General features: G+C 65.5%; 15 protein-coding genes. 3 read left to right on the top strand and 12 right to left on the bottom strand.

Translation table 11 applies throughout. The annotated features are described in order from the left end of the window. Window positions 1-84: 84 nt before the first annotated feature. Together ACMZ6R_RS01900 and ACMZ6R_RS01895 are read right to left on the bottom strand one after the other, a co-directional pair. Entirely contained in the window at window positions 85-831 is a 747-nt protein-coding gene (locus ACMZ6R_RS01900) for an HAD family hydrolase (RefSeq protein ID WP_416109073.1), read from the bottom strand. After that, window positions 828-1,841, bottom strand: coding sequence for a phosphotransferase (locus ACMZ6R_RS01895; protein WP_416109072.1), 1,014 nt, complete (start codon window positions 1,839-1,841; stop codon window positions 828-830). Before ACMZ6R_RS01895 ends, ACMZ6R_RS01900 begins: the two co-directional genes overlap by 4 nt. 113 nt (window positions 1,842-1,954) lie before the next feature. Between ACMZ6R_RS01895 and ACMZ6R_RS01890 the strand changes: the two genes are divergently transcribed. The 3 genes from ACMZ6R_RS01890 to ACMZ6R_RS01880 all read left to right on the top strand — a co-directional run bounded on the left by ACMZ6R_RS01890 (window position 1,955) and on the right by ACMZ6R_RS01880 (window position 3,617). Continuing rightward, window positions 1,955-2,425, top strand: coding sequence for a cereblon family protein (locus tag ACMZ6R_RS01890; RefSeq protein WP_416109071.1), 471 nt, complete (start codon window positions 1,955-1,957; stop codon window positions 2,423-2,425). A 157-nt stretch (window positions 2,426-2,582) separates the two neighbouring features. Further along, the gene (locus ACMZ6R_RS01885) at window positions 2,583-2,996 is read left to right on the top strand and encodes a cereblon family protein (RefSeq protein WP_416109070.1); all 414 of its coding nucleotides are present in this window, start codon (window positions 2,583-2,585) and stop codon (window positions 2,994-2,996) included. Between the two features lie 162 nt (window positions 2,997-3,158). Next, a complete protein-coding gene (locus ACMZ6R_RS01880; RefSeq protein WP_416109068.1) occupies window positions 3,159-3,617 on the top strand; it encodes a cereblon family protein in 459 nt (152 codons plus the stop codon). A gap of 78 nt (window positions 3,618-3,695) precedes the next feature. On the opposite strand, the gene ACMZ6R_RS01875 is transcribed toward ACMZ6R_RS01880, so the two are convergent. The 10 genes from ACMZ6R_RS01875 to ACMZ6R_RS01830 all read right to left on the bottom strand — a co-directional run bounded on the left by ACMZ6R_RS01875 (window position 3,696) and on the right by ACMZ6R_RS01830 (window position 13,722). Further along, a complete protein-coding gene (locus ACMZ6R_RS01875; protein ID WP_416109066.1) occupies window positions 3,696-3,938 on the bottom strand; it encodes a hypothetical protein in 243 nt (80 codons plus the stop codon). A 131-nt stretch (window positions 3,939-4,069) separates the two neighbouring features. Further along, the gene (locus ACMZ6R_RS01870) at window positions 4,070-5,041 is read right to left on the bottom strand and encodes a deoxyhypusine synthase family protein (protein ID WP_416109065.1); all 972 of its coding nucleotides are present in this window, start codon (window positions 5,039-5,041) and stop codon (window positions 4,070-4,072) included. Between the two features lie 182 nt (window positions 5,042-5,223). Next, window positions 5,224-7,125, bottom strand: coding sequence for a 1-deoxy-D-xylulose-5-phosphate synthase (gene dxs, locus ACMZ6R_RS01865; RefSeq protein WP_416109139.1), 1,902 nt, complete (start codon window positions 7,123-7,125; stop codon window positions 5,224-5,226). Window positions 7,126-7,199: 74 nt separating this feature from the next. Then, window positions 7,200-7,823 carry a nitroreductase family protein gene (locus ACMZ6R_RS01860; protein ID WP_416109063.1) on the bottom strand — a complete coding sequence of 208 codons (624 nt, stop codon included), beginning with the start codon at window positions 7,821-7,823 and terminating at the stop codon, window positions 7,200-7,202. Window positions 7,824-7,855: 32 nt separating this feature from the next. Beyond that, window positions 7,856-8,755, bottom strand: coding sequence for a polyprenyl synthetase family protein (locus ACMZ6R_RS01855; protein WP_416109061.1), 900 nt, complete (start codon window positions 8,753-8,755; stop codon window positions 7,856-7,858). Beyond that, window positions 8,752-9,021, bottom strand: a complete 270-nt coding sequence (xseB, locus tag ACMZ6R_RS01850) for an exodeoxyribonuclease VII small subunit (RefSeq protein ID WP_416109059.1) — start codon at window positions 9,019-9,021, stop codon at window positions 8,752-8,754. Before xseB ends, ACMZ6R_RS01855 begins: the two co-directional genes overlap by 4 nt. Beyond that, the gene (gene xseA, locus ACMZ6R_RS01845) at window positions 9,018-10,454 is read right to left on the bottom strand and encodes an exodeoxyribonuclease VII large subunit (RefSeq protein ID WP_416109058.1); all 1,437 of its coding nucleotides are present in this window, start codon (window positions 10,452-10,454) and stop codon (window positions 9,018-9,020) included. The genes xseB and xseA overlap by 4 nt, the downstream gene beginning before the upstream one ends. Before the next feature lie 86 nt (window positions 10,455-10,540). Then, window positions 10,541-12,268 (bottom strand): proline--tRNA ligase, encoded by a 1,728-nt coding sequence (locus tag ACMZ6R_RS01840; protein ID WP_416109056.1) that lies wholly within the window; start codon window positions 12,266-12,268, stop codon window positions 10,541-10,543. After that, window positions 12,259-13,362, bottom strand: a complete 1,104-nt coding sequence (ispG, locus tag ACMZ6R_RS01835) for a flavodoxin-dependent (E)-4-hydroxy-3-methylbut-2-enyl-diphosphate synthase (RefSeq protein ID WP_416109054.1) — start codon at window positions 13,360-13,362, stop codon at window positions 12,259-12,261. Before ispG ends, ACMZ6R_RS01840 begins: the two co-directional genes overlap by 10 nt. A gap of 42 nt (window positions 13,363-13,404) precedes the next feature. Continuing rightward, the gene (locus ACMZ6R_RS01830) at window positions 13,405-13,722 is read right to left on the bottom strand and encodes a hypothetical protein (protein WP_416109053.1); all 318 of its coding nucleotides are present in this window, start codon (window positions 13,720-13,722) and stop codon (window positions 13,405-13,407) included. Between the last annotated feature and the right edge of the window lie 6 nt (window positions 13,723-13,728).

Below are 13,728 nucleotides of genomic sequence, written 5' to 3'. Positions count from 1 at the left end.
AGAGTTTTTGATGGGGGTCCAGGGGGAAACTTTTTTCAAAAAGTTTCCCCCTGGCCGCCGGAGGCATTCCCCCCCCTTCCGCTCCTAGCCCTGCTCCTCGAAAAACCGCACCGCGTTTCGCAGTTCACCGAAGGTGTAGATATTATAATGGGCCTCGACGCCGTCCATGGATTGCTGGCCCTGGCCCGAGGCGAAAAAGACGGTGCGCAGCCCGGCCTGGCGCGCGCCGGAGATGTCGCGGTACATGTCGTTGCCGACGAAGAGCAATTCATCGGCGTGCAGATGCATGCGCTTTATGGCCAGGGCGAAGATGCGCGGATCGGGCTTGCGATAGCCGAGGTCGCCGGAGACGATGAGGGGGTAAAAGTACGAGTCGATGCCGACCATGCGCATTTCGGGCAGGGCCCAGGCCGTCTGAGCGTCGGTCAGGGCGGCGAGCCGGTAGCGCGGGCGCAGCTCGTCGAGGACCTCGCGCACGCCGGGATAGAGTTCCAGGCAATTGAGCGCGATGCCCCGGTAAAGCTCGGCCAGAAAATGCGGCAGCACGGCCAGCTTGTTTTTGGGGATCGTCACCCCGGACCGGCCGGCCCGGTCCAAAATGAATTCCCGCCATACGGCCACGGCGTCGAACTCCGGATACGGCTCCCCGCCGCGCCGGCGCTGGTCCTTTAGTATCTGGTAATAGCCGTCGCGCACGTCGCCCCGGTTGGTGCGGATGCCGTAATATTTGAGCAGGTGGCTGATGGAGCGGTAGATCTGCTCGTTGCCCTCGTCGGTCTCGATATGGACAAGGGTGCCGTTGATGTCGAAAATGATGCCCCGCACCTTCATGCCAAGCCTCCCTTCAAAATGGTCTTGCCCTCCTGGATGAGCCGTTTCCTGTAGGCGTCGTCGAGCCAGTGGTTGCGGGCGATGCGCAAAAGCGTCAGGCCGAGGTAGAACGGCAGCCGTGCCGTTATGGCGTCGAAGGCCCGCTGGCGGTCGGGAAAATACCCGGCGTATTCCCACAGGAAATGGCCGATAAAGGGTTCCGAGCGAGCGGGGTTGCCTGTCGCCAACATAAAGCAGTGCTTGAGCTCCCCGCAAAGCCGTCCCACGTCGTAGACCCGGTCGTCGCGGTGCATGCGCTCGAGGTCGATGGCGCACACGTCGCGGCCGTGGCCAAAAAGAAAATTGGAGGGCGTGGCGTCGCCGTGGACGCAGACTTGGACGTCCTGCCACAACTCGGGCCGTGCGGCGTAGGCCTGGCCGAGTTCGCGCAGCCGGTCGATCCGTCGGGGCGAGGCGATGCCCTGGCCGGCGAGGTAGGCCAGCACCCGCTCGAAGTAGACCCGGGTTCGGGCGAAATCCACCCGCTCGCCCCCGGCCGTACCGTTGTGGAGCCTGGCGAAAAACCGGGCCAAACCGGACAGCTTGGTGAAAAGCCTGTCCGAACGCCCCGCCCGGGCGGCCTCCTCGATGACGGCGTCGAGCTGCTCGCCGGCGACGTGTTCCACCACGAGCAGGTCCCCGAGTTCGCGATTGGCCCCCAGGGGACGCACAACGGTATCCGGCGGTCCGGTAAAGCCCAGGCTTCTCACGTATTCGAGATTGCGATATTCGTTTTGCGCGGACTGGGGAGCGTTGCTGCCGTTTAAGCCCCGGGCGCGGGCGTAGAACTTGCCCACCACCCGGGCCCCGCTCCATTTGTCCTCGTAGAGGTAGACGTCGCTTTCGGCCGAAACACGGTAGACCCGCCAGCGCGGTTCACGCTGGGTTGCCACGAGCTGGGGCAGGATGCGGTCCCGCAGATAGCCCTGCAGGGGATCGCTTGGCGAGAGGTGTCCGAGGGAGACGCGCATCAAAAAACCACGTGGCGGCCGGTTTCGCGAGCCGGTCTGCCGCCGGGCCGGCTCCATGTCCAAGCACTATAGGGCCGGGCGGCGCATAATGTAAATCGCCAGCCGGAGTCCCCATGCCCCCTTTCCCGGTTCCCCGAGCCTGCCTGCCCCCGCCGTATCCCGTCCCGCTGTGGAGCCGCACTCCCGGCAACGGGCCGGGCAAGGCGGGACAGCCCGGCCGGATGGTCGAGCCCCGGGCCGGGACCGATCTTTCCGACGACCCGCTCCTTCGCTGCATCGCCTGCCGGGCCCCGGTCACGTCCGAAAGCCGGCGCATCACCGTCGCCGGCGATCACCGCCATGTATTCGCCAATCCGTACGGCCATATTTTCGAGATCGGTTGTTTTGGCGCCGCGCCCGGCTGCCTGGGGACGGGGCCGGTGACGTCGGATTTTTCCTGGTTTGCCGGAACACGCTGGCAGACGGTGTTGTGCGCGGTGTGCCGGCTCCATCTGGGCTGGCGTTATGTCCCCGTTTCCGGGGGATTTTTCTTCGGGTTGATCCTCAATAGGCTGGTGTCCGGTCCGGGCGGGCAGGCGCGTTGATCGGTCCGAAGGGGCTGCTTCGCGGGACGGGCTGTTATATTTAACTTGACTTAACCAATTAGAATAGCCTTTTTTGATAGAAATGCAAACGGAAAAGGGCCGCCGCCCGGCATGGCTTCGACCCGAGGAGCGTTTCGTGAAAGCCACAGGCGTTTTTTTGGAGACAAATTCGGCAGATGACCTGATCATAAAACACAAGCCCAGGTTCGTGTTCGACAACCCCGACTTGGCCCATGCCGACCGCATCGCCTGCGCCGTGTGCGAGATGGAAGTCACCCGGGCGAGCCTGCGCATCGCCGTCGGTGGACACCATCGCCACACCTTCCCCACCGCCAAAGGCGTGGATCAGGAATTCGGCTGCTTCTCCCTGGCTCCCGGCTGCCGCGTCATCGGGCACTTCAAACTGGATTTTTCCGGCGAGGACGACGGACTGTGGCAGACGGCCTTTTGCGCCGCCTGCGGCGCCCACCTCGGCTGGTATTACCTGTCTTCCAAGGGGCTGGGGTTTTTCGGCCTGATCCAGGACCGTCTGCTCGCCCTGCCGGAAGACCTGGCGGGCCAGCCGGAATAACCTCCCCGCCGGGGCGCGCGGCAACCGTTGGCCGGAAACTTTCCCGCCAATGGTTGCCTGTGCCCGTGGCGTGGCTATTTTAAATCCAACTCCGAGAGGAGGAAATCAAGCAACAAACGGGAGCGTCACCGCAGCACAAGCAGCGGCCCGTGGGGAGCCCCCATGGACAGACATATCACGCTTTTCACCACCAACCCGCCTTTTCATCTCACCTACGATATGGACGAAGCGGCCGAAGCGGGCACCGCCCCCCGCCCCCTCATCACCAATCCGGCCCTGGCCCATGGCGACCGATTCGTCTGCGCCCAGTGCGGGGCCGCCATCACCAGTTCGGCCCTGCGTATCGCCGTCGACGGTGCACATCGCCACATCGTGCCGTCCGGCTTCGGACCGGACCAGGAAATCGGCTGTTTCTCCCTGGCCCCGGGCTGCGCCGTCATCGGGCATTTCGCCATGGATTTCGCCAGGCCCTCGCAAGGCCAGTGGCGCATGGGCGTGTGCGCCACCTGCGGCGCCCACCTCGGCTGGCATCACCATGCCGACGACGGCACCGGCTTCTTCGGCCTGATCCTCGACCATCTGGACGTCGGGGACGGCGCGACGGAACAAGAGGACACGTAGCCCGCTCGTTTTTCGAACGCAAAAAAAGGCCGGAGGCGCAAGCCTCCGGCCTTTGTCGTCAGACGGTCATCCCGCGGGTCAGACCTTGGAAACCGTGATCACATCCTCGAACTCGGCCAGGACCTTGAAGGTCTTGCCCTCGGATTCGACGCAGTAGTCGCAGCCGGGGAAAAGCTGGGTCGTCGGCGTGAACGCATCACCGACATAGAGGTCCTTGGCCTCGCCATTGGTCTCGAACCGGATGGTCGTCCCATCGCCAAGCGTCACCATCTGTTCGTGGTCGATGCTGACAGGCAGATCGGCTTCGGTGAACTCGCTCATGGCAGCCTCCAGGGTTTGCGGTTTCAGGCGTTATGCGTTTACCCGCGCGGGCGGGCCGAAATACGTGCTTTACGATTTCAGGCTACGCCCATTCCCGGCGACTGCCAAGAGATTGCGCTTTTTATCACGAGTTACCAGCCGAGCACGTAGCCGAAAATCAGCGGGGCCACGATGGCGGCGTCGGAGTTGATCATGAAACGCGGAGTGTCCACGTCGAGCTTGCCCCAGGTGATCTTCTCGTTGGGCACGGCCCCGGAATAGGAGCCGTAGGACGTGGTCGAGTCGCCGATCTGGGCGAAGTAGGCCCAAAACGGCGTATCCTCGAGCTGCAGGTCCTGGATCAGCATGGGCACGACGCAGATGGCGAAATCCGCCGCGATGCCGCCGCCGATCTGGAAAAAACCGACCGGGCATTTGCCCTTGGCCTGCTCCTGGTACCACTTGGCCAGAAGCTCCATCTGCTCGGTGCCGTGGCGCACGGCCGAATGGTCTTTCAGGTGCCCCCGGATGACCTCGGAGCAGAAAATGTTGCCGAGCGTGCTGTCCTCGAAGCCGGGGGTGAAAATGGGCAAGCCCTTTTCCTTGGCGGCCAGGACCCAGGAATGCTCGCGGGGAACCTGGAAGAACTCGGCAATGTCGGGCTGATCGAGCAGCGCGTACATGAATTCGAAAGGAAATTTCGGTGTGCCGGCCTCGGTCGCCTCGGCCCAGAGCTTGGAGATGCGGTGCTGCACCTGCCGCATGATCCCCTCGGGGATGCAGGTGTCGGTCACACGGTTGAACCCGGCCTCGTAGAGCTCTTTTTCCGCTTCGGGCGAGAGGTCCCGGTATTCGGGGACCATCTTGTATTCATTATGGTTGAAGAGGTTGAAAAGGTCCTCCTCAAGATTGGCGGCGGTGCAGCTGATGGCATGGACCTTGTCCTTGCGGATCATCTCGGCCAGGGAAATGCCGAGTTCGCAGGTGCTCATGGCTCCGGCCATGGACAAAAACATCTTGCCGCCCTTGCCGAGCAGATCGTTCCAGGCCTTGGCGGCGTCCAGGGTCTCGCGGGCGTTGAAGTGACGGAAATGGGTTTCCATGAAACGGGATATGGCGGCCATCATAACTCCTTCGGTTGTATCGGGGCGGGCTGTTTGGCGAGGAACTCCCGCACCACGTGATGCCTGGGCAGTGGGCGAATGTGCCTCGACAACGTAAGGCCCAGGACGCGAGAACGGGAAGCATAGCCGCTCTTTGACCCACCGTAAAGCGGGCGCGGCCCGGTCTTCCCGCGCCAGGGCCGCTACAGGCCGAGCAGGGAGCGCAACGCGGCCTTGATGCCGTCCTTGTCGATGCCGCAAAGCGCCCGCAAGGCCTTTTGCGCGCCGTGCTCCACAAAGTCGTCGGGCAGCCCCAGCCGGCGCACGGTGAGCCCGGAGAGCGCCCCGGCATCGGACAGCATTTCCAGTACGGCCGAACCGAAACCGCCTTGCAGCACGTTTTCCTCGGCCGTAAGCCACAGGGGAAAGTCCTTGGCCAGGGCCAGCAACTGCTCGCGCGGCAGCGGCTTGACAAACCGGGTGTTGAAAACCGCCACTTCGCGCCCGGTCTCGGCGGCCAGTTCGTTGGCCGCGACCACGGCCGGCATGACCCGGCTGCCGATGGCCACGATCAGGGCGTCCGCGCCCGGACGGACCATCTCCCCCCGGCCGATAGGCAGTGGTTCGGGCTTTTCCGGCAGGGGCAGGCCCTCGCCGGCGCCCCGGGGATAGCGGATGGCCACCGGGCCGGAGTGGACGAGCGCCGCGGCCAGCATGCCCGGCAAATCCGCCTCGCTGCCCGGAGCCATGACCGTCAGGTGGGGGATGTGGCGCAGGTAGGACAGGTCGAAGGCCCCGTGGTGGGTGGCCCCGTCCTCGCCCACCAGACCGGCCCGGTCGAGGCAGAAGGTCACGGGCAGATTTTGCAGGCACACGTCGTGGACGATCTGGTCGTAGGAGCGCTGCAAAAAGGTGGAGTAGACGGCGACCACGGGCTTGAACCCCTCCTTGGCCAGACCGGCGGCAAAGGTCACGGCGTGCTGCTCGCAGATGCCGACGTCCACGAAGCGTTCGGGCATGGCGGCGGCGAAATCGGACAGCCCCGTGCCCTCGGGCATGGCGGCGGTGATGGCCATGATGCGCTCGTTATCCTTGGCCAACGCGGTCAGGGCGCGGCCGAAGACCTGGGTGTAGCTCGGTGGGCACACGCCGGGCTTTTCCACCAGCCCGGTCTCGGGCTCGAAGCAGCCCACGCCATGGAAATAGGTGGGATTCTTCTCGGCCGGAGCGTAGCCGCGCCCCTTTTTGGTCAGCACGTGGACCAGCACCGGGCCCTCGATCTCGCGGACTTCCTTGAACACCTCGGTCAGGCGCGCCGTGTCGTGGCCGTCGATGGGACCGAGGTAGTTGAAACGGAAGGCCTCGAACAGCATGCCGGGCGTGAAAAAGCTTTTGAACGATTCCTCGCCGCGCTTGACATAGCCCATGACGTCGCCGCCGAAGGGGAAGGAACTGATCCAGTTCTCCATGTCCTTTTTAAACCGCTTGACCCAGCGCTGGTTGAGCTTGCGGCTTAAAAAAAGCGAGAGCGCGCCGACGTTCTTGGATATCGACATCTCGTTGTCGTTTAAAACGACAATCAGCCGCCCGCCCCAGCCGCCGGCCTGGTTGAGGCCCTCGTAGGCCAGTCCGGCGGTCATGGAGCCGTCGCCGATGATGGCCACCACGTCGTGGTCCTCGCCCTTGAGGTCCCGGGCCATGGCCATGCCGAGGGCGGCGGAGATGGAGGTGCTCGAATGGCCCACGCCGAAATGGTCGTAGGGGCTTTCGGCCGGCCGGGGAAAACCGCTTATGCCGTGCAGGGTGCGCAGGGTGTGAAAATTCTCCTGGCGGCCGGTCAGCAGTTTATAGGCATAGGCCTGATGGCCCACGTCCCACACCAGCTTGTCCCGACCGGGGTCGAACACGGAGAGCAGGGCCAGGGTCAGTTCCACCACGCCGAGCGACGGGGCCAGATGGCCGCCGTTCATGGAGACCGTGCCAATGATGACCTGCCGAATCTCCTCGGCCAGGGCGGTCTTTTCCTCCGGCGTCAACCCGGCCACGTCATGGGGATTTTGAATCCGGGGAAGGATGTGAAGCGCCGTCTCCGAAAGTACGGTCATCTGCTGGTCCTTTTCTTGTGACCGCCGCGCGACGCCAAAAGCGGGCAGCGGCAGCGCGGCTTCGTTGCCGGCCATCACCAGACGTCGTGATGGACCCGGTCGGGCCGGTAGCGGTCCTTGGGCGCGGGCTGCTCGGCCGGATGGCCGATGACGAGCAGCGCCATGGGGGTTGTCGTTTCCGGCATTTTCAAAAGCGCCCGAAACGCCGCCACCCGTTCGGGCAGCGGATAAATGCCGGTCCACACCGCGCCAAGGCCCATGGCATGGGCGGCAAGCAGCATGTTCTGGGCGCAGGCCGACGTGTCCTCGATCCAATAGCCGCCGCATTTGTCCAGGGACAGATCGCCGGCGACCAATATGGCCACCGGGGCGTTTTTGGCATAGGCGGCGTAGGGGTTGATGCCGCCGACCTTGGCCAGGATCGCCTTGTCACGCACCACCACGAACTGCCAGGGCTGCTCGTTGCAGGCCGAAGGGGCCTGCATGCCGCAACGGAGGATCTCCTCGACCTGGGCGTCCATCACCGGCTCGGCGGTGTAGGCGCGCACGCTACGCCGGGTCTTGATGGCGGTTATGGCGTCCATGGCGGCCGGTTTGTCCCCGGCCCAGGCCGGCCTGGCCGCAAGGAGCGTCGAGACCGCCCCGGTCAAGAGTCCAAGCACCCTTCTCCTCCCCATGCGTCGTGCCTTGCCGATCATGTCGCCTCCCGGCGCGGCTAACAGCTTCGCGCCTATTGGACCCGAACCACGATATAGCGGGCCAAATCCCGCAGAAAATCCGCCGCCGGGCCATCGTAAGCGGCAATGGCGGCCAGGGCCGCATCCACACGCTGCCCGGCCAGCCGCCGGCTCTCGTCAAGCCCGACCAGACTCGGATAGGTGCTCTTACCCTGCTCCCGGTCGCTGCCCACGGGCTTGCCCATGGTGGCCGCGTCGCCAACCTCGTCGAGGATGTCGTCGACGATCTGGAACGCCGCGCCCACGGCCTCGCCGTACTCCCGGGCCCGGCTGATGCCGTCCTCGGCCGCGCCGGCCAGGATCGCGCCGCACACGCACGAAGCGGTAATGAGCGCTCCGGTCTTGAGCGCCTGCATGTGGGCCAGCTCGGCCAGGGGCACGCCCTGGCGGGCGGTAAATTCCATATCCAGCATCTGGCCGCCGACCATGCCGGCCGCGCCCGCCGCCCGTCCCGCCTCGGCCAGGGCCGGCAGCACCCGCTCGGCCGCAACGGCCGGCCAGGAGCGGCTCATGCAGCCAAACGCCTCGGTCAAAAGCGCATCGCCGGCCAATATGGCCCCGGCCTCGCCAAAAACCTTGTGGTTCGACGGCCGGCCCCGGCGCAGGTCGTCGTCGTCCATGGCCGGCAGGTCGTCGTGAATGAGCGAATAGGTGTGGATGAGCTCGAAGCCGGCGGCAAACGGCATGACGCTGGCCCGGGGCGCGCCGAAAAGCTCGGCAAAGGACAGGCACAGGCAGGGCCGCAACCGCTTGCCCCCGGCCATCAGCGAATATTCCATGGCCGAAAGCAGCCCCTCGGGCACGCCGCGCTCCCGCATGCGCGCGCCGAAGCGCTCCCGGATGTACACTTCCACTTCGGCCGCCTGGGCGGCCAACCGTTGCTTCACCGTCACGCGAGTTCCTCCCCGCCTTCGCCGTCCGCCCGGGCAAGCCGCGCATCCTCGACCTCGAAAGGCCTAAGCGCGCCGTCCTCGCCGGCCAGCGACAACTCCAGCTTGGCCGCCTCGAGCCGTTTGCGGCAGTCGGCGACAAGCCCCATGCCTTCCTTGTACAGGGCCACGCCCTTTTCCAAGGGAACATCTCCGGCTTCCAGCCGCGCGGCGATACGTTCCAGGCGCTCCAGCGCCTTTTCAAAAGACTCTTGCTTGCCCGCGGTCATGCCTTCTCCCCGTCGCGTCCATCATCGTCCGTATCCGTCGGTGCGGGCGCAACGTCCGTTATCCGCGCCTTCACGCGGCCTGCATACACCATGATGTCCAGATTGTCGCCCGGCCGCGCATCCCCTGCCCGGCGCAGGAATTTCCCGGTGCGGGAAAGCGTCGTCAGGCTGTAGCCGCGCGCAAGCGGCCCCATGGGATCAAGCCCGGCCAGCTCGGCCGCAGCCAGTTCCAGCCGTTTTTCCCGCCCGGCCAGAAAAAAACGCAGCGCATTGCCGAGCCGCTCCGCCCGGCGGGAAAGCGCCTCGTCCCTGGCTTCCAGACTGTGCGGCCCATACTGCCCCGCCATTTTGGCGGCAACCGCGTCCAAGCGGGCGGCAATATTTCCCAGCCAGCCGTTCCCGGCCCGCCTGAGCCGCGCCGCCGCGCCAGCGAAAGATTCATCCAGCCGCGCCAATCGCTGCCGGGGCGAAAGCCAGGCAAGCCCCCGGGCCAGGGCGACAAGCTCCCGCTCCCGCATGGCCACAAGCCGCGCCATACCGCGCCGCGCCGCCATTTCCAGATCGTCCAGGCGCTGGGTCAGCTGGGCCCGCTCGGGCCACAAGAGCTGGGCGGCATGACTCGGCGTGGCCGCCCGCACATCGGCCACCATGTCGGCAATGGTCACGTCGACCTCATGGCCCACGCCGGTCACAACCGGCAGCGGCGAGGCGAAAATCGCCCCCGCCACCTCGGGCGTATTGAAGGCCCACAAATCCTCCAGTGACCCGCCGCCGCGAATGAGCACCAACACCTCGGCCCAGTCCTCGGACACGGCCCGCAGCATGGCCCGGACAATCCCCACCGGCGCGGCGTCGCCCTGGACCAGCGTCGGGTAAATCCGCACCGCCGCGCCGTGGCCCCGCTCCCGGCCGATGCGGATGAAATCGCGCACCGCCGCACCCGCCGGCGCGGTCACCACCGCCACCCGCAGCGGATGACGCGGCAAGGCCCTTTTCCGCTCCTGGGCAAAATACCCTTTGGCCGCCAGCTCCTTTTTGAGCGCTTCGAATTCCTGCCACAGCCGGCCCTCGCCCACCTCCTGCACAAGCTCGGCCACCAGCTGATACACACCGCGCGGGGCATAGACCGTCAGCCGCCCGGCAACCATGATCTCCATGCCGTCAGCCAGACTCTTCGCCAGCGACTGCTCGAAAACCTCGCCCGTCAGCGGGTCATACCGCCCCCCACCCGCCAGCGCCTTGCCGCCCTGCGCGCCCCGAAACCACACCACCGCCAGCGACGCCTCGGCATCGCGCAACGAAAAATACAAATGCCCCGAGCCCGGCCGCGACAAATTCACCACCTGCCCGCGTACCCAGACAAAGGGGAACTCGGACTCGACGACGTCCTTCACCGACCGCGTCAGTTCGCTGACTTCAAAAACATGGGGCATTGTGGTGATAGGGGGAGGAGGAGATGGGAAGGCATCCGGGAGAGGGAACCCCTTTTTGAAAAAAGGGGTTCCCTCCCCCGCCGCCGCTAATCCAGCCCCCAGCCCTGGCGCACGCCTTCGCGCCAGGCAACAAAGGCGTCCATGAAACCGTCGAGCGGCAGTTCGCCCTTCTCGCCGGTGCGGCGGTCCTTGGTTTCGACGATGCCCCGGGCCAGGCCTTTGCCGCCGAGGGTGAGCTGGATGGGGAACCCCAGCAAGTCGGCGTCCTTGAATTTGATGCCCGGGCGTTCCTCGCGGTCGTCGAGGAGAGTTTCGATGCCGGCGGCGGTCAGGGCGTCGTAGAGCTCGTCGGCCTTGGCGGAAGCGTCCGCATCCTTGGCGTTGAGGTTTAAAAGCGCGACCTCGAAGGGGGCTATGGCCGGCGGGAAGATGATGCCGGATGCGTCGTTATTTTGTTCGATGCAGGCGGCCACGATGCGCGAGACGCCGATGCCGTAGCAGCCCATGATCATGAACTGCTCCTTGCCGGCCTCGTCGAGGAAGGTGGCGCTTAGCGCCTTGGAATACTTGAGTCCCAGCTTGAAGACATGGCCGACTTCGATGCCCTTGGCAAAGGAGAGGGGCGTGCCGCATTTGGGGCAGGGGTCGCCGGGCGCGACCTGGCGCAGGTCGGTGAAGGAAAGGATTGTGGCATCGCGGCCAAGATCCACATGGCGCAGGTGGGCGTCGGCGGCGTTGGCCCCGACGGTCCAGTCGGCGGCCAGGGCGAGTTCCCGGTCGGCGTAAATAGGGATGCCGGCAAGTCCCACCGGGCCGGCGAACCCGACCGGGGCCTTGGTCGCGGCGGTGACTTCCTCGGGGCTGGCCAGGCGGAGGTCCTTGGCGTCGAGGAGGTTCTTGAATTTGACCTCGTTGAGTTCGCGGTCGCCGCGCACAAGGGCGGCCACGGTCTTGCCGTCGGCGACGTAGACGAGCGTCTTGACGATCCTGTCCGGCGTGACTTCGAGGAAGGCGGCCACCTCTTCGACGGTGTGCTGGCCCGGGGTGGCCACGGTTTCGGCCGGCGGACAGGGGGCGATGTCGCCGGGGGGCGGGCAGACGGCCTCGGCCTTTTCCACGTTGGCCCCGAAGTCGCAGGCGTCGCAGTAGGCGATGGTGTCCTCGCCGGTGTCGGCCAGGACCATGAATTCGTGGGAGAACGAGCCACCGATGGAGCCGGAATCGGCCGAGACGGCCCGAAATTTGAGTCCCAAGCGCTCGAAGATACGGATATAGGCCTTGTACATGGCCCAGTAGCTGGCGTCGGCTCCGGCATCGTCCTTGTCGAAGGAGTAGGCGTCCTTCATGACGAATTCCCGGCCGCGCATGAGCCCGAAGCGGGGGCGGATCTCGTCGCGGAACTTCGTCTGGATCTGGTAGAGGTTGATGGGGAGCTGGCGGTAGGAGCGGATCTCGTGGCGCACGAGGTCAGTGACGACTTCCTCGTGGGTGGGGCCCAGGCAGGATTCGCGGTCGTGGCGGTCGACGAAGCGCAGCAGTTCGCGGCCGTAGAATTCCCAGCGACCGGATTCCTTCCACAGATCCGCCGGCTGCACGGCGGGCATGAGGACTTCCAGGGCTCCGGCCCGGTCCATTTCCTCGCGCACGATGCGGGCGACATTGTTGAGCGCCTTAAGCCCCAGCGGCAGATAGGTATAGATGCCGGCGGTGAGCTTGCGGATCAAGCCGGCGCGCAGCAAAAGCTTATGGCTAATAACCTCGGCCTCGGCCGGGGTTTCTTTGAGGGTCGGGGCATAGTAGCGGCTCAGTCGCATGGGGTTTCCTTTTTTTCGGTGAGATAACGGTCCAGTTCGTCCATGAAGGCAGGAATGAGATTGTCCGCGCCGCGCACCTTGCCGAGCACCCGGCCCTTGCGGAAAATGATGCCGCAGTCCCGGCCGCCGGCGATGCCGATGTCGGCCTCGCGGGCCTCGCCAGGGCCGTTGACCACGCAGCCCATGACGGCCACGGTGAAGACGTCGGTCACGCCGCGAAGGCGCTCCTCCACGGCCTCGGCCAACCCGACGAGGTCGATTTCGGTGCGGCCGCAGGTGGGGCAGGAGATGATTTCCGGGCCCCGGGCGCGGATGTCGAGGGAACGCAGAATTTCGTAGGCCACGCCGATTTCCGTGACCGGATCGCCGGTCAGCGATACCCGCAGCGTGTCCCCCAGGCCCTCGGAGAGCAGAATCCCCAGGCCCACGGCGGATTTGACCGCGCCGCGCATGGGGGTCCCGGCTTCGGTGACGCCGATATGCAGCGGATAGTCGACCTTTTTCGCCAGCAGGCGATAGGCGGCCACGGTGCGGGGCACGGAGGAGGATTTGAGCGACACCTTGATGTCATAAAAGCCCCGCTTTTCCAGATAGGCGATGTGGGTCAGGGCGCTTTCGACCATGGCCTCGGGGGTGGGGCCGCCGTATTTGTCGAGCAGGTCCTTTTGCACCGAGCCGGAATTGACGCCGATGCGGATAGGCGCGCCGTGGTCCTTGGCCGCCGCGACCACCGTGTCCACGGCCGCCTCGGAGCCAATGTTGCCGGGATTGATGCGCAGGGCCTCGATGCCGGCGGCAAGCGCCGCCACGGCGAGGCGGTGGTCGAAATGGATGTCGGCCACCAACGGCACGGGCGAGGCCTCGTGGATGGGTTTCAGCGCCGCGGCCGCGGCCTCGTCGAGCACGGCCAAGCGCACGATCTCACAACCGGCGTCGGCCAGGGCCCGAATCTGGGCCAGGGTGGCCGGCACGTCGCGGGTGTCGGTGTTGGTCATACTCTGGACGCGCACGGGATTGTCGCCGCCGACGCCGACATTGCCGATGGTCAGGGCACGGGTGGGGTGCCTTTGGGGAGCTTGCGGGTTGTCGCGCATGGAATGGGGGGTTCGGGTTGGGAAAAACGCGGACGGAAGGAATTACTTGCCCTGGGTCACGCGGGTTACGGTAAGGTAGACGTCCTCCCCGGACTTTTTGGCCACGGTGCCCTCGATGCGGCACGGCGTGTCCTTCTTGCCCAGGGCAAAGAGCTGCTCGATAACGTCCTTGGCGGTAACGTCGTCGCAGATCATGTAATTTTTCTTGTCGTTGCCCGTAAACGACAGGCAGATGGTCTGCGTCTTCGGGAACTGCATGACGCCGGACACCCGGCCGTCAAGGGTTATGGGTTGCGCCGCCCGGGCCGGAACGCCGCACAACAAGCCGGTCAGGACCAAGGCCCACAGCATACTTCGCATCAGTCG

This window comes from Solidesulfovibrio sp. C21, from assembly GCF_047785625.1.
Classification (GTDB): domain Bacteria; phylum Desulfobacterota; class Desulfovibrionia; order Desulfovibrionales; family Desulfovibrionaceae; genus Solidesulfovibrio.
Note: the sequence above shows the minus strand (reverse complement) of the source record. Positions and strands in the feature narration are given on the sequence as shown.

Coding starts and splice junctions, on each gene's coding strand:
- ACMZ6R_RS01860 (WP_416109063.1), bottom strand. CDS start 7,823: ATGATCGGCAAGGCACGACGCATGGGGAGGAGAAGGGTGCTTGGACTC.
- xseB (WP_416109059.1), bottom strand. CDS start 9,021: ATGACCGCGGGCAAGCAAGAGTCTTTTGAAAAGGCGCTGGAGCGCCTG.
- ACMZ6R_RS01900 (WP_416109073.1), bottom strand. CDS start 831: ATGAAGGTGCGGGGCATCATTTTCGACATCAACGGCACCCTTGTCCAT.
- ACMZ6R_RS01870 (WP_416109065.1), bottom strand. CDS start 5,041: ATGGCCGCCATATCCCGTTTCATGGAAACCCATTTCCGTCACTTCAAC.
- ACMZ6R_RS01895 (WP_416109072.1), bottom strand. CDS start 1,841: ATGCGCGTCTCCCTCGGACACCTCTCGCCAAGCGATCCCCTGCAGGGC.
- ispG (WP_416109054.1), bottom strand. CDS start 13,362: ATGCGCGACAACCCGCAAGCTCCCCAAAGGCACCCCACCCGTGCCCTG.
- ACMZ6R_RS01830 (WP_416109053.1), bottom strand. CDS start 13,722: ATGCGAAGTATGCTGTGGGCCTTGGTCCTGACCGGCTTGTTGTGCGGC.
- ACMZ6R_RS01840 (WP_416109056.1), bottom strand. CDS start 12,268: ATGCGACTGAGCCGCTACTATGCCCCGACCCTCAAAGAAACCCCGGCC.
- ACMZ6R_RS01880 (WP_416109068.1), top strand. CDS start 3,159: ATGGACAGACATATCACGCTTTTCACCACCAACCCGCCTTTTCATCTC.
- dxs (WP_416109139.1), bottom strand. CDS start 7,125: ATGACCGTACTTTCGGAGACGGCGCTTCACATCCTTCCCCGGATTCAA.
- xseA (WP_416109058.1), bottom strand. CDS start 10,454: ATGCCCCATGTTTTTGAAGTCAGCGAACTGACGCGGTCGGTGAAGGAC.
- ACMZ6R_RS01875 (WP_416109066.1), bottom strand. CDS start 3,938: ATGAGCGAGTTCACCGAAGCCGATCTGCCTGTCAGCATCGACCACGAA.
- ACMZ6R_RS01890 (WP_416109071.1), top strand. CDS start 1,955: ATGCCCCCTTTCCCGGTTCCCCGAGCCTGCCTGCCCCCGCCGTATCCC.